The sequence below is a fragment of the Streptacidiphilus pinicola genome, assembly GCF_003258295.1.
GTDB lineage: Bacteria > Actinomycetota > Actinomycetes > Streptomycetales > Streptomycetaceae > Streptacidiphilus > Streptacidiphilus pinicola.
In genome coordinates, this window is record NZ_QKYN01000166.1 from 13283 (window position 1) to 34703 (window position 21421).

General features: G+C 71.3%; 15 protein-coding genes. 8 read left to right on the top strand and 7 right to left on the bottom strand.

Annotated features, from left to right (window positions below):
• Positions 1-3 precede the first annotated feature (3 nt).
• The 4 genes from DN069_RS33510 to DN069_RS33525 form a co-directional block, all read right to left on the bottom strand.
• Complete coding sequence (locus tag DN069_RS33510) at positions 4-1227, bottom strand: nitric oxide synthase oxygenase (protein ID WP_111507010.1); 1224 nt, start codon at positions 1225-1227, stop codon at positions 4-6.
• The gene (locus tag DN069_RS33515) at positions 1224-2516 is read right to left on the bottom strand and encodes a globin domain-containing protein (RefSeq protein ID WP_111507011.1); all 1293 of its coding nucleotides are present in this window, start codon (positions 2514-2516) and stop codon (positions 1224-1226) included. Before DN069_RS33515 ends, DN069_RS33510 begins: the two co-directional genes overlap by 4 nt.
• Before the next feature lie 388 nt (positions 2517-2904).
• Positions 2905-5910 (bottom strand): polysaccharide lyase family 8 super-sandwich domain-containing protein, encoded by a 3006-nt coding sequence (locus tag DN069_RS33520; RefSeq protein WP_133260131.1) that lies wholly within the window; start codon positions 5908-5910, stop codon positions 2905-2907.
• Between the two features lie 283 nt (positions 5911-6193).
• Entirely contained in the window at positions 6194-9181 is a 2988-nt protein-coding gene (locus DN069_RS33525; protein WP_111507013.1) for a glycoside hydrolase family 2 TIM barrel-domain containing protein, read from the bottom strand.
• Positions 9182-9301: 120 nt separating this feature from the next.
• On the opposite strand from DN069_RS33525, the gene DN069_RS33530 reads away from it, so the two are divergent.
• The 5 genes from DN069_RS33530 to DN069_RS33550 all read left to right on the top strand — a co-directional run bounded on the left by DN069_RS33530 (position 9302) and on the right by DN069_RS33550 (position 14869).
• Positions 9302-10354 carry a substrate-binding domain-containing protein gene (locus DN069_RS33530; protein ID WP_111507014.1) on the top strand — a complete coding sequence of 351 codons (1053 nt, stop codon included), beginning with the start codon at positions 9302-9304 and terminating at the stop codon, positions 10352-10354.
• A 174-nt stretch (positions 10355-10528) separates the two neighbouring features.
• Positions 10529-11881 (top strand): ABC transporter substrate-binding protein, encoded by a 1353-nt coding sequence (locus DN069_RS33535; protein WP_111507015.1) that lies wholly within the window; start codon positions 10529-10531, stop codon positions 11879-11881.
• 11 nt (positions 11882-11892) lie between these two features.
• Positions 11893-12852: a carbohydrate ABC transporter permease gene (locus DN069_RS33540; RefSeq protein ID WP_111507016.1), complete on the top strand. Its 960-nt coding sequence runs from the start codon at positions 11893-11895 to the stop codon at positions 12850-12852.
• Complete coding sequence (locus DN069_RS33545; RefSeq protein ID WP_111507017.1) at positions 12849-13766, top strand: carbohydrate ABC transporter permease; 918 nt, start codon at positions 12849-12851, stop codon at positions 13764-13766. Before DN069_RS33540 ends, DN069_RS33545 begins: the two co-directional genes overlap by 4 nt.
• A 32-nt stretch (positions 13767-13798) precedes the next feature.
• Positions 13799-14869, top strand: coding sequence for a hydroxyacid dehydrogenase (locus tag DN069_RS33550; protein ID WP_111507018.1), 1071 nt, complete (start codon positions 13799-13801; stop codon positions 14867-14869).
• Between the two features lie 210 nt (positions 14870-15079).
• Here DN069_RS33550 and DN069_RS33555 read toward each other — a convergent pair whose 3' ends face one another.
• Positions 15080-16153: a substrate-binding domain-containing protein gene (locus tag DN069_RS33555; protein ID WP_111507019.1), complete on the bottom strand. Its 1074-nt coding sequence runs from the start codon at positions 16151-16153 to the stop codon at positions 15080-15082.
• A gap of 418 nt (positions 16154-16571) precedes the next feature.
• Here DN069_RS33555 and DN069_RS33560 point away from each other — a divergent pair, with 418 nt between their 5' ends.
• A complete protein-coding gene (locus DN069_RS33560) occupies positions 16572-17906 on the top strand; it encodes an alpha-L-fucosidase (protein ID WP_111507020.1) in 1335 nt (444 codons plus the stop codon).
• Positions 17907-17954: 48 nt separating this feature from the next.
• On the top strand, positions 17955-19217 hold the full coding sequence (locus DN069_RS33565; protein ID WP_111507021.1) for a Gfo/Idh/MocA family protein: 1263 nt from the start codon (positions 17955-17957) through the stop codon (positions 19215-19217).
• A 39-nt stretch (positions 19218-19256) separates the two neighbouring features.
• Here the strand turns inward: DN069_RS33565 and DN069_RS40565 are convergent, their stop codons facing one another.
• A complete protein-coding gene (locus DN069_RS40565) occupies positions 19257-19400 on the bottom strand; it encodes a hypothetical protein (RefSeq protein WP_165845750.1) in 144 nt (47 codons plus the stop codon).
• A gap of 225 nt (positions 19401-19625) precedes the next feature.
• On the opposite strand from DN069_RS40565, the gene DN069_RS33570 reads away from it, so the two are divergent.
• Positions 19626-20600 (top strand): GNAT family N-acetyltransferase, encoded by a 975-nt coding sequence (locus DN069_RS33570; protein ID WP_165845751.1) that lies wholly within the window; start codon positions 19626-19628, stop codon positions 20598-20600.
• Positions 20601-20724: 124 nt separating this feature from the next.
• On the opposite strand, the gene DN069_RS33575 is transcribed toward DN069_RS33570, so the two are convergent.
• Positions 20725-21396, bottom strand: coding sequence for a hypothetical protein (locus DN069_RS33575; RefSeq protein ID WP_111507023.1), 672 nt, complete (start codon positions 21394-21396; stop codon positions 20725-20727).
• Positions 21397-21421 lie beyond the last annotated feature (25 nt).

The window sequence follows — 21421 nt, forward strand, 5'->3', positions numbered from 1 at the left end:
TCCTCAGGGTTGCGGCGCCGTGAGTCCCGGGCCAGCGGCCACGCCGTGCGGCGCCGGCCGGGGGCCGAGATCCGCACGAATGGCGTCAGGGAGACGTTCGAAACCCGGGCTCGCCCCCGAGACCGGACAGGGGGCGGGCTGGGGCTGCGCCCACGGTGTCCGCCGGTGCAGGAAGGCCGGGCGCGCCGACGGGTCGGGCGGATCGTAGTAGCGGTGGAACACCGCGGTGGCCGAGCCGGAGAGCGGAGGCACGATCCAGGTCCAGTCCGTAGGGACGGCACGGCCGTGGCGGCCCTCCCGCTCGACATGGGCGAGGAACCGCGTCGACTCCGTGTGGTGGTCGGCGATCGTCACCCCGACATGGCCGAACGAGTGCAGCACCGCCAGATTCAGCTCCACCAGCGCCCGGTCGCGCCACAGGGTGCGCTCGTCCGCGGTGTCCAGACCGAAAAGCTGGGCCACGGCGGGGAGTTGGTTGTACCGGTCGGCGTCGGCGAGGTTGCGTGAGCCGATCTCGGTTCCCATGTACCAGCCGTTGAAGGGCGCGGCGGGGTAACTGATCCCGCCGATCTCCAGCGTCATGTCGGCGACTGCGGGAACGGCGTACCAGCGCAGTCCCAGGGCTGCGAAGTCGGGACGGTGAGGGTGCGTCAGCGGGACCTCGAGCACGGCGTCCTCAGGGAGCTCGTAGAACTCCGGCGCGCGGTCGGGCGCCGCCTGGATCAACAGCGGGAGGACCTCGAACGGCTCCTTTCCTCCCTTCCAGCCCAGTTCCCGCAGGACCGCGCAACGCTCCGCGCTGCGCGGGTCGTCGGCGTAGCGCACCAGCTGCTCGCCGAGCATGCGTGCGGCCGGACGCCCCGGCGCGTCGGGGGCGAAGACGCTGATGACGGGCCGTATCCGGCCGCCGTTGGTGGCCAGGCGCAGATGTTCGAAGCACTCGCGCGCGATGTCGTCGGGATGTGTGAGGTGCCTCAGGTCGCGGACCAGCAGGTTGTTCCAGTAGAGCCGGCCGATGCAGCGTGCGGCGTTCCGCCAGGCCACCCGGGCGCCGTAGGTGAGTTCCTCCGGGGTGTGCGCGTAGGTCCCGTCGCGGTCGACGGCTGCGGCGATCTCCTTGATCCTGACGTCGGGGTCGACGGCTCCGGGGTGCTCACGCGCAAAGTCCCGGACGAAGGACTCGGCGGCCTCGAGCAGCGGCTGCTGTCCTGGCTCGCGGCCCGTCACTGTTCATCCTCCGCTCGCAACCGCCGCGGCAGCAGGGCCGCTTCGAGGACGGGGACGTCGAACGGGTCGTAGTGGATGTTCCGCCGTGCCACGCCTTGACGCACCAGTACCCGGGCCGAGGCGGTGACCATGTCCACCGGGCCCGACAGGTAGACCTCGTGGTCGTAGAAGGGGCCGAACTCGCGGAGCGCTTCCGGCAGGGAGCCCCGCCATCCCGGTACCGTCTCGTCCGAGAGCACCCCGCGCACTTTGAGCCAGTGGTTGCGCTGGGCCATCCGCAGCATGTCGTCCAGACCGTAGAGCTCCCCGGCCGTCCTGGCGCCGACGAACACCTCGACGAAACGCCGGCCGCCGTCCCGGGCGGTCTGCTCCACCAGGGCCTGGACGGGCGCCAGGCCGGTGCCTCCCGCCACGCAGAGCAGGTCGCCGTCCTTGCCGGGGGAGAGGACCATGTCGCCCTGGGCCGCACCGAGTGTCAGCTGGTCGCCGGGGCGTGCGTGGTGCACCAGGGCAGGACTGACCCGGCCGCCTTGGAGGGCGCGTACGTGGAAGGTCAGGCTGCCGTCCTCCCGCGGCGCGTTGGCCAGCGAGTAGTAGCGCCAGGCGCGCGGCTGCCAGGGGGTCTCCACGCTCGCGTACTGGCCCGCCTGGAACGGATAGTGGCTGTGCGGACGCAGGGTGAGCTCGGCGATGCCCGGTCCGCGCAGGCGGTGGTCGACGATGTCGGCCTTCCAGGTGGCCGGCCCCACCGCCGCGTCCTCCTCGGCTGCCTGGACCATCACCTGGGACACGATTCCGTAGGCGCGCGACCACACGTCCGCGAGCCGGGCCGACCAGGCGTCCCCTGCGAACCGCGCGAGCGAGTCGAGCAACGCCGCGCCGACGGCCGGGTAGTGGCCGTTCAGGGTGCCGAACTTGCGGTGGTCGCGGCCCAGACGGCTGCAGAAGCGGACCAGGTTCTCCGGGTCGTCCACGAGATCGACGATCCGCAGCAGGCCCCGAAGCAGCCGGTCCCGCTGCACGTCCATGTCCGCCGGGAAGAGCGCGCGCACCTCGGGATGCCGCTGGAAGAGGATCGCGTAGAAGTAGACCGTCAGGTCCTGCGCGAGCGGCCCGACGAGCTCCACGCTCGCCCGCAGCAGCGCGATCTCCTCGTCGTCGATTGGGGCCGGAGCCGGAGTCGGCGCAGCGTGTGGCCCTGGCGCGGCGGACGGTCCGGGCGGCGGTGCGGGATCCGTGGCGACGCCGCTCGCAGGGGTCTCGTCGGGCCGGCGTCGTCCGAACCTCATGGGCCGCCCCGATTGTCGGCCGGCAGGGGGAGGTTCACGCGACGTCCGATCGTTCGGGGCGGATGGCAGGCCGGGCGGGCCAGGCGTGAACGGTAGCCAGGGGCGGGCGGTCGAACAAGCGAACCGGAAGATCATCTTTTGCTTGGCGGCCTCATTCGGCCCGCGGGACGGCGCTGCTCAAGCCTGAAGGGGTCGCTCATCCCTGGTGTGTTCGTCTACGGATGACATCTACTGAGGAGTAGTCCACTTAGAAGGTTCTTACCCTTACTGACGCGTAGACAGGACGAAAAAGAGATGCTGAGGGTGAGAGCCGAGGCGAACGCGGCGGCGGTGAGGGTGTGCCGACCCGGGCGCGGGCGAGGAAGCCCGCCCGCGCCTTGACGATCCGTCAGCCGCTGATCACCTCCAGCACGGGGCCCTTGCCACCGCCCTGTTCGCGGGAGAAGAAGACGGCCGCGAGTCCGGCGCTCTGCTGCCAGACGCCGATCGCGGCGGTGCCGTCGGTGGACGCCTTGACGAGGGCGGTGACGTCGAGTCCGACCCAGTCGTAGGTGTTGCTGATCTGGCCGGTCCCGTAGGCGGTGGTGGTGCTGGGGGTGTTGTTCCAGGTGACGCCGGTCTCGGTCCAGGTGTCACTGCCGAGCCCGTACGCGGTGACGCCGGTCTGGTTGCCGCCGGAGTCCTCCACGTTGCCGTTCAGCCACAGGATGGCGCGGCTGACGGCGCTCGGAGTGACGCCGGAGAGACTGAACTTGAGCAGGGCGATGCGGTTGTAGCCGGTGCCTGCGGAGTTGACGTTCTTCACCTGGAAGGTGGTGGCGGTGCCGTAGTTGGTGGCGGCGTAGGAACCGTCGCGGACGTAGGTGTCAGCTGTCGGGGTGAGCAAGGTGGAGGAGGCAGGGGTGAGTGCGGTGCCGCTGGTGGCGAGGGTGACGCTGTGCGTGGCGCCGCGGGAATCGCCCGTCTCCACCAGGAGGGTGATCTGACCGCCGCTGCTGGACAGGACGGTGACAGTGGCGTCGGAGGAGGCGATCGCGGTGTAGCCGGACGCGGCGACGGTGACCTGGACCGTCGCCGAGGTCCAGGTCGGGTCGGAGACCGCGATGGTGAGCTGTCCGCCGCTGGTCCGGGTACTGACGGAGGCGGGCGCGCTGACGGTGACGCCTGCCGCGGTGCCGGCGGCGAAGAAGTTCGCCATCGTCACGCCGAGGGCGCTGTCGGTGACGGCTTGGACGGTCGTGGTGTTGCTGACGACGGAGACCGAGGGCGCCGATGCGTACGAGGCGGTCTGCGCCTCGGTGTAGTTGGGCAGCAGCACGTAGGAGTAGGTGGCGCCGGACGGGTTGGCGCCGTGGTCGAAGGCGATCGACAGGTAGGGGCGGGTGTCGTTCGCGAGTGTGGCGGGGGCGCCGGAGTTGACGCTCCTCCAGTTGCCGGTGTCGCTGGTCTCGCTGAACACCACGTTGTTGGCGCCGGCCGGCCACAGGAAGTAGTAGCCGCCCACGCCTGAGATGCTGGCCCAGTGGACGCCGTTGAGGGTGCTGGTCCAGCCGGGGCCGGTGGACTGGGCGGTGCCGTTGACTGAGAGAGTGTTGTTGCCGGTGGTGTGGAGGTTGCGGTTCTCCACGGTGGTCAGGACGTGGTTGCCGCTGGTGGAGCTGATCCCGGCGCCGAGGCAGACCACCGCGTCGTCCAGGCAGAACCAGGACTTCACGGCCGTGAGGTTGGTCGAGTAGGCCTGCAGTTGCATCCCCACCGCGCCGTAGCCGCCGTTGAGGGTCGAGCCGCCCACCCAGGTGGTGGACGGTTTGGTCGCCTGCCCTGCGGAGTTGGCGAGCGTTCCCTGGTCGGCGGTGGTGCCGGGGAGCTGGTAGGGGTTGACGGTGTCCCAGTAGGCGTCGTTGAACTGGGCCACGTCGTTGTCGAGGTAGAGGTAGCCCATGCCGTCGCCGGTGTACCAGCCGTGCAGGTTCTCGCCGTTGATGACCTCGTAGCGCTGGATCCCGTCCGAGCACATCGCGATCGAGTAGGCCCACCCCGGCCGCCGGTGCACCGCCCGCGCCATGTTGGGGAACTGGTGGTGCGCGGTCGGTTCGGCCGCGGCGGTGACCGAGGAGTCGTTGAGCACGGACTCCGCGAGGGCGATCCCGGCCACCCCGGCCGTGGAGACGGTCACGGACTGGCCCGTGGTGGTGTTCACGATGGCGGGCGTTGTGCTGGCGATCGTGCGCACCGTGTTGCGCTGGAGCCAGCCCTTCGCCGTCGCCTTCCACTCCGCGGCCTGCGACTGGTCGGTGCTGGCCTGGGCGTAGCGCAGCAGGGTCAGGGCGGCGCTGAAGCCGTCGGAGGCGTCGGGCTGGTTGTAGCGGGAGATGGCGCGGCCGCGCACCGAGTCGAGCATCAGGCCGTTGTAGACCATCGGTGCGTACCCGTCGGCCACGCCGGTGAAGACGTCTGCGAGGTTCGGGTCGGTGATCGCCCACTGCGAGCCCTGCAACAGCAGCACCAGGGCCACGATGTCGCCGAAGTAGATCGCTCCGTAGGTGCCGGTGTAGGCGACGCCGGAGTGCTGGGTGAAGGAGCCGTCCGCGTACAGGCCGTCGCCGCACATCACCAGGGGCAGCGCTGGGGAGAGGGCGCTCACGCCGGCGCTGATCGCGGTCGCGTCGGAGCCGAGTGCGCCGCGCACGATCACCGCGCGGCACTCGTCCAGCCGGTTCGCGCCCGTGGAGGTGGTGGAGCTGCTGGGGACGATGAGCTGCTTGGTGGGGTCGGGGACGAAGGCGTCGATCGAGGCGCAGTAGTTCGCGATCTGGGTCGACGAGAGTTGCGCGTACATCAGGACGGCGGTGTCCTCCAGCAGTTGGCTGCTGCCGATCTGCCAGTCCCACCAGTTGCTGTAGGGCGTGGCGGAGGGGCGGTAGGGGCCGCTGGAGCCGGTCATGAAGTCCAGCCCGGCCAGGACGGTGGAGGCCACCGAGGAGCTGCCGGTGTAGTCGGTGCCGGGCGTGACGTAGGCGGTGGCCAGGGTCTTCAGACGGGCGAAGCTGCTGCTCATGTTGGCCGAGACGGAACCGAGCGGCAGGTCCGACCAGAGGGAGGTGATCCCCGAGCCGGTCTGGATGCTCGACAGGAAGGCCGCGGCCTCCGCGTTCAGTCCGGAGATCGCGGCCGTGTAAGCGGAGCCGCTGGTGTTGACGGCTCCGCCGGTCAGGTAGGCGGACCAGGCGGTGCGCAGCGCCGCGTAGGGATCGGTTGCCGCCTGAGCGCCGGGCGCCGCGTCGAGTGGCAGGAGCAGCGCGCCGAGGCCGGCGCCGCCGAGCTGAAGGAGTCGTCTGCGCGACAGCTGCGGAAGGTGCGGCAGCGGATTGAGCGGGGGCGGAGGGATGGACACGTGGGGGATCCCTTCGATGGACGTCCTTGTCCTTGCCAGGGCGGCCGGCCGTCGGCTCACACGACGGCCGGCCGGGCCGGGCCCGGGGCGCCCGGCCGTCGCGTTGGGAGGGGACGGACAGCGGCGGCGGGATCGGACACGGCGGCTCCTGGGCACGAGTCCTGCGCGGGTGCGCAGAAGCGGATGCCGGGCGCGATCCTCGCCAAGGGATCGTTGGGCTGTCAATAAGCAAGACGAAAAATCGACGATAGTTCGTTCAAACGGTCGATCGCTCTTCGTTAGATCAGACGGGGCTCAGCAGCAGGCTCAGCTGGTCCTTCCGTGGGTGCAGCCGATGCTCAGGCAGGGGACCGGGGCCACACGACGCCGAGCCGAGGCCGTCGTGGGCGAGGTCCAGTGAGAGGTGCAGCAAGCCGTCCGGGCTCAGCTCGTGGGGATGGCGGGCGGCCGCGAGCGCCGCGCCCGACCACGGCCGCGCCGCGAAGTCGAAGACGGGATCACCTGTCACCCGCAGGCCCCGACCACCGGCGTCGGTGAACTCGGCCCAGCGGACCTGCGACCGGTTCCCGTTCTCCTGCGGCATCAGGTACGGCGTCTGCAGCGCCTCGAACGGCGACGACCAGGCGCCGAGGCGGGCGGCCGCACGGCTGTCGCGGTAGGACTCCCCGGGACCCAGGCCGTACCAGCCCACCTCGGCGCAGCCAAGCGCAACGGCCAGCTGCAGGCCGATCCGGGGGAGGGCCAGGCCCGACCAGTCGCCGTCCGGCTCGACGGTCAGGTCGAGCCGCAGGCAGCCGTCCTGCTCCCGCCAGCCGTAGGTGGTGAGCAGGCCGCGGTCCGACGCAGCCGCGGCCACCCGGGTGCGGACGGTGAAGCCGTCGCCGTCGATCGCGGCGCTGACAGTCCGGTGGCGCAGCCGGTCCAGCCCGGCGCGTTGCCAGATCCGGGCCAGGGACTGCTCGCCGCCGCCGAGGTCGTTGTCGGTGGGTGCGCGCCAGACATCCAGCCGGGCCACGGCCACCGGCAGGCCCGCGAGTTCGCCGAGCGCTCCGGTGGCGGAGAACACGGCTGGGCCCACCCGCACCTGCCCCGCGTCGTCGACCACGGGACGCGCGGTGGGACGGACACCGGGACGTGCGCCGCCGCGCGCGGAGCCCGGCGCGGGGGAGAGCGCGCCCGTGCGCGATTCCTGACCGGCGGCGAGCTGCGCCCAGGCCACCTCGTGTCCGGCGTCGGCCCACGGCTCGTCCGCGGCGAGCACGGCGCTGACGGTCAGCCAGGATCCGGCAGGGGCGGAACGGACGGGGGAGCCGTGGGCCCCCGCCGACAGGGGCAGGGTGCACGCCTGCCCGGCGGCCAGGTCCGGCACCTCCAGGGTGCCGTCCTCGAGCACGCGCCCGTCGCTGTCCTCGAGCCGCCAGCTCAGCGCCAGGTGGTCGAGGGAGCGGAAGTCGTGCAGGTTGGTGACCCGTAGCGATCCGTCCGCCGGATCGGCCTCGAGGCGGACGGGCTCGATCACCTTGGCGAACTCCAGCAGCCCGGGCGAGGGCGTCCGGTCGGGGAAGAGCAGGCCGTCGGCGACGAAGTTGCCGTCGTGCAGCGGCTCGTCGAAGTCGCCGCCGTAGGCGTACCAGCGGCGGCCGTCCGCCGCCGTGCGGGCGATGCCGTGGTCGATCCACTCCCACACGAACCCGCCCTGGACTCGCGCGTGCCGCTCGAAGAGCCGCTGGTACTCGCTCAGGCCGCCGGGTCCGTTGCCCATGGCGTGGGCGTATTCGCACAGCACGAACGGCAGGTCGCGTCGGTGGGCGTCCAGCGCCGGGTCGGCGGGCGCCGGCTCCGCGCGCCGACCGATCGCGTCGACCTCCTCGTGCGAGGCGTACATCCGGGAGTAGAGGTCGACGTAGCCGCTGTCGTGGTCGCCCTCGTAGTGGACCGGGCGTTCCGGGTCGCGGGCGCGGCACCAGTGCGCCATCGCGGCGAGGTTGTCACCCGTGCCCGACTCGTTGCCGAGCGACCAGACGATGACGCTGGGGTGGTTCTTGTCCCGCTCGACCGTTCGCTGGATGCGGTCGAGGAGGGCGTCGCGCCAGCGCGGGTCGGCGCTCGGATTGCCGCGCCAGCCGACCTGTTCGAAGCCGTGGGTCTCCAGGTCGCACTCGTCGATCACCCACAGGCCGTACTCGTCGCACAGGTCCAGGAAGTCCGGGTGCGGCGGGTAGTGGCTGGTGCGCACGGCGTTGATGTTGTGGCGCTTCATCAGCAGCACGTCGGCGAGCATGGTGGCCCGGTCCAGGGCGCGGCCGTGTTCGGGGTGCCACTCGTGCCGGTTGACGCCGCGGAAGGTGATCGGTCGTCCGTTCACGGTCAGCAGGCCGTCCGTCACCGCGACGGTTCGGAAGCCGACGCGCAGCCGCACCTGCTCGCGGTCGGTGTGCAGCACCGCCTCGTACAGGCGGGGTGTCTCCGCCGTCCACGGCTCGGTGCCGGGCAGCACGTGCGGTCCGGCGGGGTCCGCGTCGTGCAGGCCCAGCTCGGGGACGTCGAGCCGTACGCCGGGCCCGCAGGTCGTGATCGCGAGGGTGCCCGCCCCGGTGGTGTGGTCCCAGCCGGCGCGGACGAAGACGTCGTCGAGCGCCGGCTCGGGGCGGGCCAGCAGGGTGACCGAGCGGAAGATCCCGGACAGCCACCACATGTCCTGGTCCTCCAGGTAGCTGCCGCTGGACCACTGGTGCACCCGGACGGCCACGGTGTTGCGGCCCGGGCGCAGCAGGTGGCCGACCTCGAACTCGTGAGCCAGCCGGCTGCCTTTCGCGTGGCCGAGTGCGACGCCGTTGAGCCAGACGCGGTAGCAGGAGTCCACGCCGTCGAAGCGCAGCAGCGTCCGCCCGCCCGGCTGGGGGCCGGGCGCGAGGCCGGGCCAGTCGTCGGGCAGGTCGAAGGCGCGCCGGTACTCGCCGGTGGGGTTCTCGTCGGGCACGAAGGGCGGGTCGATGGGGAAGGGGTAGCTGACGTTGGTGTAGGCGGGTGAGCCGTGGCCGTGGAGCTGCCAGTGCGCGGGCACCGGCAACTCGCTCCAGCCCGCGTCGGTCGACGGGGCGGCGGGGAAGGGTTCGACGGCGAAGGCGTCGCCGAGATCGCCCGCATCCGGCCGGAGCCGGAACTGCCAGTGGCCGTCGAGGCTGAGTCCGGGGGCGTCGGAGACGCCCGTCGCACGCGAACCGACCGCGCCCTCGCTCGGCGCTGGGTCGACGAAGTAGGGGAGGCGCATGCCGGGAATCTGTCAGCGCGACCCCTGGTGCGTCAAGAGCGAATGATCGTACGATCGCCAAAAGGAACGAACGATCATTGATGCATGCGACGTCGCATGCGACCCGCAAGGAGGATCCGCATGCCCGCCAAGGCCGACGGTCGGCGCCGGCTGCTTCTCGACCTGTTGCGCGACGGCCCGCTCCCTGTCCGGCAACTGGCCACCGCCCTCGGGGTCTCCGCGGTCACGGTTCGCCGCGACGTCGAAGCGCTCAGCAGCACCGGGCGGCTGTCGCGCGCACAAGGGCGGGTCGCCCGCACCGACCCGGGCGACGACGAGGGACCCGTGATCGGCATGCTGGTCCCGGCCATCGACCGCCACCACGGCGAGCTGATCCGAGGGGCCCGGGAGGCCGTCGCGCGGGCGGGGGCCCGGCTGGTGCTCGGCGTCTGCGGCGACGCGCCCGGAGCGGCCCAATCACAGCTGGGCCTGCTGGTCGACGCGGGTGCCACCGGAGTGCTGCTCGCCCCGAGATGGCCGGCGCAGGGCGTCCAGCCGGCCGACGAGACGCCGGTCCTCGGCCCGGGGATGCCCGCAGTGCTGGTGGAACGCCGAGGTGAGCCGGGCACGGCCCTGGCCGGACTCGACTCCGTGCGCACCGATCACGCCCACGGCATCGGCCTGGCCCTGCGCCACCTCGCGGCCCGGGGCCGGCGCCGGATCGGTCTGCTCACCGACCCGGGATCGCCCGTCTCCGCCACGCTGCTGGCCGGTCACCGAGAGCTGGTCGGGGCGCTCGGGCTCGCGGGACCTCGGTGCGCCTCCGTGGAGGAACTGGCCACGGCGGCCGCCGCCGGCCAGTTGGACGCCGCCGTGGTGCACCCCGACGAGGACGCCCTGCGTCTGCTCCAGGCGGCGCAGGCGCTCGGGCTGGACGTGCCGCGCGACCTGGCCCTGGTCGCGTACGGGGACGACGTGGCCGCCCTCGCGGACGTGCCGCTCACCGCCGTCTCCCTGCCCAGGGCCTCCGTCGGCGAGGCTGCCGCCACACTCCTGCTGCGGCGCCTCGGCGCGGGTGACGGTGCATCGGAGGCGCTGGACGGGCCGTATCGGCACCTCGACCTGCTGCCCCGGTTGTACGTACGCGTATCCTGCGGCGACCACCTGGACGGAGCCGCGGCGCGGCCCGCGTGAACGGAGAGGGTCGGATAGCGATCGAGTGATCGAATGAAACTTTTTCGATGATTCAGTCTTGACGGCGAGCGATCCGCCGCCAAGGATGACGCTCCATCGCCTCGTGCGAGATACGCGTCACCCTCCACCCCCCCATCGCCCACGTTCGGCTCGCCTTCCGACAGGAGCACCGCAATGACGCACAGCTCGGCCACGACCCCCGCCCCGGGCAGCCCCCGCGGCCGCCGGACGCGCCTGCTGGCCCTCGCCGCCTGCGCCACGCTCTCGCTGGTCACGCTCACCGCCTGCGGGAGCAGCGCGAGCAGCGGCTCCGCCACGCAGAGCTCGTCCCAGCCCGCCGAGATCACCTTCTGGACCTGGACCAAGAACGCCGACAAGGTCGTCGCCGAGTTCAACCGCACCCACAAGGACGTGCACGTCACGCTCTCGCAGACGGTCGGCGGCACGACCGGCTACGCCAAGGACTTCGCCGCGATCAAGGCGGGCAACGGACCCGACCTGTTCAACGTCGAGTACTCCGAGCTGCCCAACTTCGTGGCTCAGGGCGACGTCCAGGACATCAGCTCCCTGATCGGCAGCCCCGCCTCCTCGGCGCTCGGCACCGCCATGCCGCTCACCTCTCTCGGCGGCAAGACCTGGGCGGTGCCCTTCGACATCGAGCCGACGGTCTTCTACTACCGCAAGGACCTGTTCCAGAAATACGGCCTGACCGTCCCGACCACCTGGGACCAGTTCAAGACTGACGCCGCCGCCCTGCAGAAGGCCGCGCCCGGCACCCACCTGGTCAACTTCCCGACCGACGACGCCTCCGTCTTCGCCGCCATGGCCTGGCAGGCCGGCGCACAGTGGTTCTCCACCGGCGGCGACACCTGGAAGGTGAACTTCCAGGACCCCGCCACCCAGAAGACGGCCGCCTACTGGCAGGGCCTGATCGACGCGGGCCAGGTCAGCACCTACCTGTCCAGCAGCCCCGCGCTCACCGCCGACCTCAACAGCAGCAAGGACATCGGCATGATCAGCGGCCCGTTCGAGGGGGCCTACCTCAAGACCATGGCCACCTCCTCGGCCGGCAAGTGGGCGGTCGCGCCCCTGCCCACCTTCGACGGCACCCCGGCTGCCGGTGCCGTGGGCGGCTCCAGCTACGCCGTCAGCAAGGACAGCAAGCACGCCGCCGCCGCCGTCGAGTTCGCCACCTGGATGTCCACCAACGCCGACGCCGTCGCCACCCGCGTCGCCGGCGGCGCCTCCAGCGCCCTGCCCGCCGACCCCGCCATGGACACCGTCGCGCAGAAGTCCTTCGACGCCTCCTTCTACGGCGGCCAGGACATCTACTCCCTCAACAAGCAGGCGGCCGCCACCATCAAGAGCGGCTGGACCTGGGGCCCGCTGATGGTCTCCACCTGGGCCGACTTCGCCGACCCGTGGGCCAAGCTCGGCAAGGGCGGCACCATCGCCTCCGCCCTGCAGTCCGCGCAGACCCAGACCGTCTCGCAGATCAAGGCCGCCGGCCTGAACGTCCAGGGCTGAGGTCGCGCTCCATGGCCATCCTCGCCAGGCCGGCCGCAGCGAGGCGGGCGCCCCACCGGGCGGCCGCCTCGGGCGGCGGCCGCCCGCGCAGCCGCACGCGTGGCGCCGCAGCCCTGCTGCTCGGCCCCTTCTTCCTGCTCTTCACCGCCGCCACGCTCGCGCCGATCGGCTACGCGCTGTGGCTCAGCCTCTTCAAGGAGCATCACTCCGGTCTCGGCTTCGGAGCGGCGACCACCGTCTTCAGCGGCCTCGGCAACTACCTGGACGTGCTGAAGGACCCGGTCTACCGGGACGGGTTCGTCCACGTGGCGCTGTTCGCCGTCCTCTACGTGCCGCTGATGCTCGGCGGCTCGCTGGCGGTCGCGCTGCTGCTGGACTCCGCGCTGGCCCGCGCCAAGCGCTTCTTCCAACTGACGCTGTTCCTGCCGCACGTCGTCCCCGGCATCATCGCCGCGATCGTCTGGCTGTACCTCTACACCCCCGGCGTCAGCCCGATCGTCTCCGCGCTGCAGAGCGGCGGCGTCAACTTCGACCTCGGCTCGCCCTTCGTCGCCGTCCCCTCCCTCGTCAACGTGGCGATCTGGGAGGTGCTCGGCTACAACGTGGTCGTCTTCTACGCGGCGCTGCAGGCCATCCCGCGCGAGGTGCTGGAGGCCGCACTCATCGACGGAGCCTCCGAGCTGCGCACCTCATGGAGCATCAAACTCCCGGCGATCCGGAGCAGCGTCGGGCTGGTCGGACTGTTCACGGCCATCGGCGTGCTGCAGCTGTTCCAGGAACCGCTGCTGATGCAGCAGACCGCCCCGGCCGTGATCACCAGCACCTGGACGCCCAACCTGTACAACTACGCGCAGGCGTTCAAGGACTCCAACTACGGTTTCGCCGCCGCCGGATCGATCCTCCTGGCGATCGTCTGCGCACTTCTCTCCTATGGCGTCACCCGGCTTTCGAACCCCTGGAGGCGGGCATGACCACCGCACTCGACTCCCGCCCCGCCGCCCGCGGCCGGGACGCGGCCGACGGCGGATCGCCCGGTCGGAACACCCGGCCGCGCTGGATGTCCCGCGCGGCCGTCAACGCCGCCCTCGTCATCGCCGCGGTCTACACGTTCTTCCCGGCGATGTGGATGCTGGTGGCGGCGGCCAAGTCCTCCACCGGCATCATGGACGGGCACCTGCTCAGCTTCTCCGACTTCGACCTCCTCGGGAACCTCCGCGGCCTGATGCACCAGGACGGTGGCGTCTACTTCCGCTGGCTGCTCAACTCCTTCCTCTACGCCGGAGTCGGCTCCGTCTGCTCCGCGCTGGTCAGCTGCGCCGCCGGATACGCCTTCGACAAGTACCACTTCCGCGGCAAGGAGAAGCTCTTCGGCCTGGTGCTGCTCGGCGTGCTGGTGCCCAGCGCCGCGACCGTGCTGCCCATGTACCTGCTCGCCAGCAAGGTCCATCTGGTCAACACGGTCTGGGCGGTGCTGATCCCCTCCGTGGTCAACCCCTTCGGTGTCTACCTGGCCCGCGTCTTCGCCCAGGGCTACGTGCCCGACGAGGTCGTCGAGGCGGCCCGCGTCGACGGCGCCGGCGAGGTGCGCATCTTCGGCACCATCGGGCTGCCGATGATGCGGTCCGGCTTCACCACCATCCTGCTCTTCCAGTTCTCGGCGATCTGGAACGGCTTCTTCCTCGCCCTGGTGATGCTCTCCAACCAGAACCTCTACCCGGTGAGCCTCGGCCTGTTCATCTGGGACCAGGGCGTCGCCACCGACGGTCCCTCGCTGATCTCCCTGGTGATCTTCGGATCCGTCATCGCCGTCACGCCCGTCATCGTCCTGTTCATCTGCCTGCAGCGCTTCTGGCGCTCCGGGCTCACCGCCGGAAGCGTCAAGTAGCCGCCGCCGACCGGCCCCGAGGAGCCTGCCGCATGAACGTCCCCGCTCCCCGCCCCCCGGCGTTCGAGCAGCCCACCGTCACCGACGACCCCGCCGGACGAAGGCCGCGCACCCTGCTCGCCATGGACCCCGCACTACGCCCCCGGCTCCTCGGCCCGGACCAGCTGCTCCGGCTCCATCAGGTCGCCGATACCGACAGCGCCGAGATCCACCGCGACTTCACCACGCCCGCCGCCCGCGCGGCGCTCGGCGAGGCCGAGGTGATCCTCAGCTTCTGGGGCTGCCCCACGGTGGACGCGGCCGTGCTCGACGCCGCGCCGCACCTGCGGGCGATCGTCCACGCCGCGGGGTCCGTCAAGGGCATCATCACCGAGGCCTGTTGGGCCCGGGGCGTCCAGGTCTCCTCCGCCGCCTGGGCCAACGCGCTGCCCGTCGCCGAGTACACCGTCGCCGCGGTTCTGGCGTCCAACAAGCACCTCCTGCAGGCTCACCGTGACTTCCGCGCCCTGCGCGACCCCGAGGGCTGGCACCACCGCCTGTCCTCGGTCGGCAACTACCGGCGCGTCGTCGGGATCGTCGGCGCCTCCCGCATCGGGCGACGCGTCATCGAACTGCTCCGGCCGCACGACCTCGACCTCCTGGTCCACGACCCCTACCTCTCGCAGGCGGAGGCGCTCGCCCTGGGCGTCCACGCGGTCAGCCTGGACGAACTGTGCGCCCGCTCCGACGTGGTGAGCGTGCACGCCCCGGAGCTGCCGGAGACCCGTCACATGATCGACCGCGCCCGGCTCGCGCTCATGCCGGACGGCGCCACACTGATCAACACCGCCCGGGGCTCCCTGCTGGACACGCAGGCCCTGATCGACGAGCTGCGCTCCGGCCGCCTGTACGCCGTACTGGACGTGACCGACCCCGATCCGCTGCCCGCCCACTCGCCCCTGTTCGATCTGCCGAACCTGGTGCTCACGCCCCACATCGCCGGGTCGGTCGGCGGCGAGCTGCACCGCATGGCCGACTCCGCGCTGGCGGAGATCGACCGGTACCGGCGCGGTCTGCCGCTCGCCCACCCCGTGCTGCGCGAGGAACTCCCGCGCACAGCCTGACCCCCGGGGGCGCGCGGAGACCGTCCTGGACCCGGCGTCGCTGCCGGAGGTTTCGGCGGTGCCCACCAGGGCTTCTCAACGCAAGGGGATGCCGGAACGGGCCGGACGCGTTCTCCCCCCGCGGGGACGCTGACGGCCTTTGCGGCCGGCGGCGCACACGCGCCACGCCCGTGAGCTCCGCCGATCCCGTGCCGACGCGCGGGTGGGTCCTCAGTCGGACGTCGCCGTGGACGCGCGGACCCGCAGGCGAGGGAGCAGGTCCAGGTGCCGGCGCGGCGCGTCCGTGTCCGCGTCCTGCGACAGACGCTCCAGCAGCAGACCGACCGCGGTCTCGCCGAGCGCGAGCTTGGGCGGGGCGACCGCCGTGAGCGGGATGTCCGCCAGCCCCGCGGTCTCGTCGTCGTAGGCCACCAGGGCGACGTCCTCCGGAACCCGCAGACCGCGCGCGCGCAACTGCTGCAGCAGGATCAGCGCGTCGGTGTCCGGGTGCACCAGGACCGCGTCCACCGCTCCCTGCGACGCGGCGTCGGCCAGGTGCGTCAGTGCCTTGTCGAAGGACTTCCCGACCGGGAACGCCGGCGGCTTGAGACCGACCGCGTCCATGCCGACCCGGTAGCCCGCCTCGACGAAGGCGGCCGTGGGCGTGCCGGGACGCACCAGCAGGGAGATGCGCCGCCTGCCCGTGTCGAACAGGTGCCGCACGGCCACACTGGCGCCGTGGACGTGGTCGGTGCAGACCCGGTCGAGCCCGGCCAGCGGTGATCCTGCGGGCGCACGGCGCTCCAGCAGGACGGTCGGCACGCCGAGGTCGAGCAGCGCCGCCTCCTCGGCGGGGGAGGGCGAGGCCTCCTCCCAGGTCGGCGTGAGCAGCAGGCCGTTGGCCCCGGCGGCGACCATGGACGCGATCTGGGCCTCCTCCTGCTCGGCCCGGTAGTCGGAGATCCCCAGGATCAGCCGGACGCCCGCGGCCGCGGCAGCGGTCTTCGCCCCCTTGATCACCTCGGCGTAGTAGTACGCGGCAGCGGGAACGAGAAGCCCGAGGACCAGGTGGTCGCCCGTCCCGCGCCTGCCGCCGACGCGGACCGCCGGGGTCGCCCGCTCCGAGCGGGACACCGAGCCGTGCGCACGGTGGAGCAGCCCGGCCTCCGAGAGCAGCTCCACATCGCGCCGCGCCGTGACGGCCGAGACGCCGAGCGTCCCGGCCAGGTCGGCCACCCGGACCGTGCCCCGCTCGCGCACGAGCTGCAGGATCTGCTCGTGCCGGTCCTCCACGGAGAGGCGCATCGTTCCCCTTACGGTTCTTGTCGGCGCACGGCACACCGCCGGCCCGGGGCGTGCGCCGACCGGGGTAGGCGGGCAACTCCAAGGTCAGGCACGCTCGCCCGCAGTGTGATTCCACAGCGTAGCGAATCCGGCGCTTTCTTTCGCGATTCATTCAACCGGTCAATCGCTCGCAACGCGAGAGGCCGCACGTGATGGCGTCGTAGCGCCCGGGTGGAAGGTCACGACGTCGGACGGTCCGGTGAGGGCCCGCGCCCGCGCGACCATGTGGGGGTGCCCATTCCATTACGTTTCGATGATTGAATGAACGAAATTCTGTCGATTCTTCGTTTCGATGTTGACGCCTCGACCGCGGCGCGGTGAGGATCGCCGGACGCGGCCACGCGTCCACCGCCCTCCCGGCCCGACACAAGGAGCGGTCATGCCCGGCGCCGACCACGCCACCACATCCGTCCCCGCACCCACTCCGCGCCAGCTGCGCTGGCAGCAGGCGGGGTTCGGCCTCTTCCTGCACTTCGGCATCAACACCTTCCACGGCAAGGAGTGGAGCGACGGCACCCTCGACCCCAGGGCCTTCGACCCGGCCGAGCTCGACGCCGTCCAGTGGGTCGAGACCGCCCGCGCCGCGGGTGCGGCCTATGTCGTCCTGACGGCCAAGCACCACGACGGCTTCTGCCTCTGGCCGACCGACACCACCGACTACAGCGTCCGCAGCGCTCCCTGGCGTGGTGGTCGCGGAGACGTCGTCGCCGAGCTCGCCGAGGCCTGCCGCCGGGCGGGCATCGGCCTGGGGCTCTACCTGTCACCTTGGGACCGCAACGCCGCCTGCTACGACGACCCCGACCCGGCCGCCTACGACGCCTTCTACCTGCGCCAGCTCACCGAGCTGTGCACGCGCTACGGTCCGCTCGTGGAGCTCTGGTTCGACGGCGCCGGATCCGAGGGACGCACGTACGACTGGGACGCGGTCATGGCGGTGATCGACCGTCACCAGCCCGAGGCCATGGTCTTCAACATGGGACGGCCCACCATTCGCTGGGTCGGCAACGAGGACGGCCTCGCGGCCGACCCGGTCCACTACGCGGCGAGCTCCAGCCGCCTCAGCGTCTACGCCCACGAGGACACCGCACTCGACGCGCCGGCCTACCTTCCTCCGGAGTGCGACGTCCCCATCCGCAGCCACTGGTTCTGGCAGCCTGACGACCTGGACACGCTCAAGAGCCGCGAGCACCTGCTCGGCATCTGGTACCGCTCGGTCGGCCTCGGCGCCGGACTCCTGCTCAACCTCCCGCCCGACCGCCGTGGCCTGATCGACCCCGTCGACCGGGCCCGGCTGCTGGAGACCACCGACGAACTCGCCCGACGCTTCGCCCGCCCGTACCCGGCCGAGCTCACCGAGCTCACCGAGCTCACCGGCTCGGGAACCGAATACCGGGCCCGCTTCCCCGCACCGGTCACCATCGACCACCTCGAACTGCGGGAGGAGTTGACCGCCGGACAGCACATCACCTGGCACCGGATCCTTGCCGACGGTCGACCGCTGGTGAGTGCGGGCACCGTGGGCGTCCGCCGGATCCACGCCTTCGAGCCGGTCACCGTCACAGAGCTCACGATCCGCCTCACGGGTGCCATGGACGGGGCCGGCCTCTGCGCCGTCACCGGCTTTCGGACCGGGCACAGTCGCCTGCCGGAGCTGGAGCCGCAGTCGGGAATGCTCGCGGGAAAGATCGACCACGAGCCAGAACGTACCGCCTGATGCCGGAAAGCGCTTTCCTGCCATGCGCCCGACGGTTAGGGTGCAAGCATGTCTGAGGTCTCCCTTCTCGTTGTCGGTGCCGGTGACCGCGGCGCCGGTCATGCCCGCTTCGCGTTGCGCCACCCCGGGCGCGCCCGGGTCGTCGACGTCGCCGAGCCCCGGCGGATCCGCCGTGAGCGCTTCGCGGCCGAGCACGGGCTCGCCCCCGCCGACGCCGTCGACGACTGGCGCGTCCTGGCGACCCGGGGGCGCGTCGCCGACGCGGTGCTGATCTGCACGCAGGACCGCGAGCACCTGGAGCCCGCGCTCGCGTTCGCCGCTCAGGGCTACCACGTCATGCTGGAGAAGCCGATGGCCCTGGACGAGGAGTCCTGCCGCGCCATCGTCGAGGCCGTCGAGCGGGCCGGGGTGATCCTCGCGGTCGGCCATGTGCTGCGCTACACCCCCTACACGCGGGCGTTGAAGGCACTGCTGGACGCCGGGCGGATCGGCGAGGTCGTCAGCGTGCAGCATGTGGAGCCCGTGGGCTTCTGGCACCAGGCGCACTCGTTCGTCCGGGGCAACTGGCGGCGCGCCGACGAGTCCACGTCGATGCTGATGGCGAAGTCCTGCCACGACCTCGACTGGCTCCAGCACGTCGTCGGCGAGCCGCCGGTCCGCCTGTCGAGCTTCGGCCGCCTCTCGCACTTCACCGCGGACAACCGCCCGCAGGGGGCGGCGGACCGCTGCGTCGACTGCACCGTCCGTGCCGCCTGCGCCTATGACGCGACTCGTCTCTACGGCGGTCAGCTCGAGCGGGGCGAACACCACTGGCCGCTCACGGTGGTCGTCGACGAGTGCACCGAGCAGGCACTCGACCAGGCGCTGCGCACCGGACCGTACGGGCGCTGCGTCTACGCGTGCGACAACGACGTGGTCGACCACCAGGTCGTGGCCATGGAGTTCGCCGGTGGCGCGACGGCGACGTTCACCATGACGGGGTTCACCGAGATGGCCAACCGGCGCACCGAGATCTTCGGCACCCGTGGCGAGATCCGCGGGGACGGGCGGATGTTGCGCGTCCACGACTTCCTCACCGGCGACACGGAGATCCTGGACACCGCCCTCTCGGGCGACATGTCTGCGGCCGGTGGCCACGGCGGCGGCGACGAAGGGCTGATGGAGGCCTTCGTGTCCGCCGTGGCCACCGGCGATCCGGCCAGGGTGAGCTCCGGCCCGCGCGAGTCGCTGCTCAGCCACCTGACCGTGCTCGCCGCCGAACGTGCCCGCGCGACCGGCGCGGTGGTGGAGGTGGGGAGCCGTGACGAGTGACGGGCGGTACCGCTCGCGTCGCCGCCCGCTCCGGTGCGGCTACTGCCCGGTCATGGTGATGCCGCCGTTGCCGTCGGGGGAGTAGCTGCCTTCCGCCGCGCAGTTGCCGTAGGTGCCGCCCGGCGATGATCGAGCCGGTGCCCCGGCCGGCTCAGGACCGTGGCGCACAACAGAACTGATCATGCGTCAGGGGCTCGTCGTCTCCGGGGCGACCGGGGGAGATCAACTTGGCTCGGAGCCGAGCGTTCGACGATCAGTCGAAACCTCGATGTCCTGACGCAGCGCGGACCGGCGCACCCAGCAAGCGATCACTGATCGCCTATGACCACTGACCAGCCCGAACATCGGACTGCCGACGGGCCCGAAATCGGGATGACAGCCCTGGCCGGGCTCCATAGGGTTGCGATCATGACTGTCGAATCGCCGAACCTCATCTGGCGCCCGCTGACCGTGTCCGACGGCGCGGCGATGGCCGACCTCCTGAACGCGATCGACGCGGAGGACCACGTCTGGGGGCAGTACACCGCGGAGGACGCGGCCGAGGAGCTGAACTCACCGGTCGACGACCTCCCGACGTCCACTCTGGCGGTGTTCGACGGCGCAACGATGCTCGGCTTCTCGGCGGTCCACTACAAGCCGACAGCCGCGATCGTCCACCGGGTGCAGGCTGCCGGCGCCGTCCGCCCCACCCATCGTCGCCAGGGACTTGGGACGAAGCTCATGCAGCACGGGCTGGCGACCGCCGAGGCGCTGCACGCACTGCATCACCCCACGCTCCACCTGGTCGTCGAGGCCATCTACGGCGAGCATGTTCACGGGGCAGTCGCCCTGTACCGTGCGGCAGGCATGACGGCGACGAAGCGGGGCCGGCACATGAGGCATCCGCTCGGCACCGCCCTTCCGCACGCCCCTGTCCCCGACGGCCTGCGGATCGAGGGCTACACCGCCGAGACCGACGAGGAGTTCCGCGCGGTCCGCAACGAGGCCGTCCAGGACGACTTGGGCAGGTCGCAGCTCAGCGCCGAGGAGTGGAAGGTCTGGGCCGTGAACGCGAACTTCCGGCCCGAGTTGAGCTTTCTGCTCCGTGACGTCGAGACCGGGACGGCGGCCGGTGTCCTCCTGGTCGTCTCGTGGGAGGCGGACACGTTGGCGACCGGCATCCGTGACGCGTACTTCAGAGTCATCGCCACGCGGCCCGCGTACCAGGAGCGCGGCGTGGCCCAAGCCCTGATCTCACACACGCTTCGGGCCGCGCAGAACCAGGGCTACGGACGCGCCAGCCTCAGGGTCGACGCCGATAGCTCAAGCAAAGAGTTCGGAGTCTACGAGAGTGCCGGGTTCGTCACCCAGGACACCCAGGTCCACTACTGCATCGAACTCTGACGCGCTCCACCCACAGCCCGCTCGACCCGCACCGATGGGTCGAGCTCCGCGCCCTCGGGTCCGCTGCCCCGACGTCCGGCATCGCCGGGGCTGCTGGCACCGCCGGCCGCCCGTCGCGGCGGGACTACCAGCCGACCAACGGCTCGCCGAGAGTCAGTCCGGTGGCTGCGAGCCACTCCTCTTGAACATCCCGGTTCTTGGTCCCGATGGACAGATAGACGCCGTGAGTGCCTTGCGACGGCTCGGCGCACTGCATGGTCCAGACGCTGTTGAGGCACAGCTGCACGCCGCACAGCTTGCTGGCAGGCAGCCCACGGAGAGCCGCATGCCACTGCACGTCGAGGGCGAGCGGGCCGATCGCCGCGACCACGACATCGACATCGGCTTCGGAACAGTTCTCTGTGTCGAACTTGAAGGGCGGCGGTCGGTCCTTCCACCTCCATCCCACCTCAAGCCACACCTCCGGCGGCAGCGGCCAGAGCGACTCCAGTTCGGGTGCCAGCTCCATCTCAACCCCGAAGGGGTCATCGCCGCGCGGCACACCCAAGCGGGCCAACTGCGACCAGAAGTCCTCCAGCCCCGTCTCCGGGAACCTGTGACCCGTCCGCGTCCGGAATTCCCCCCGGCCGAAGAACTGTCGCGCATGGCCGAACTGCTCAGCCGTCACAACCGGGCCAAGCTCAGGAGCCTCCGGCTCACCTGTCCATGCGGCGAACTCACTCAGGAGCCCGCGCGCGCGACGCAGGGCACTCTCCGCATCGGGCAGGGGCTCCAGAACTTCGTACAGCAGCGACATTCCCACCGGCCACACCTCCGCCAGG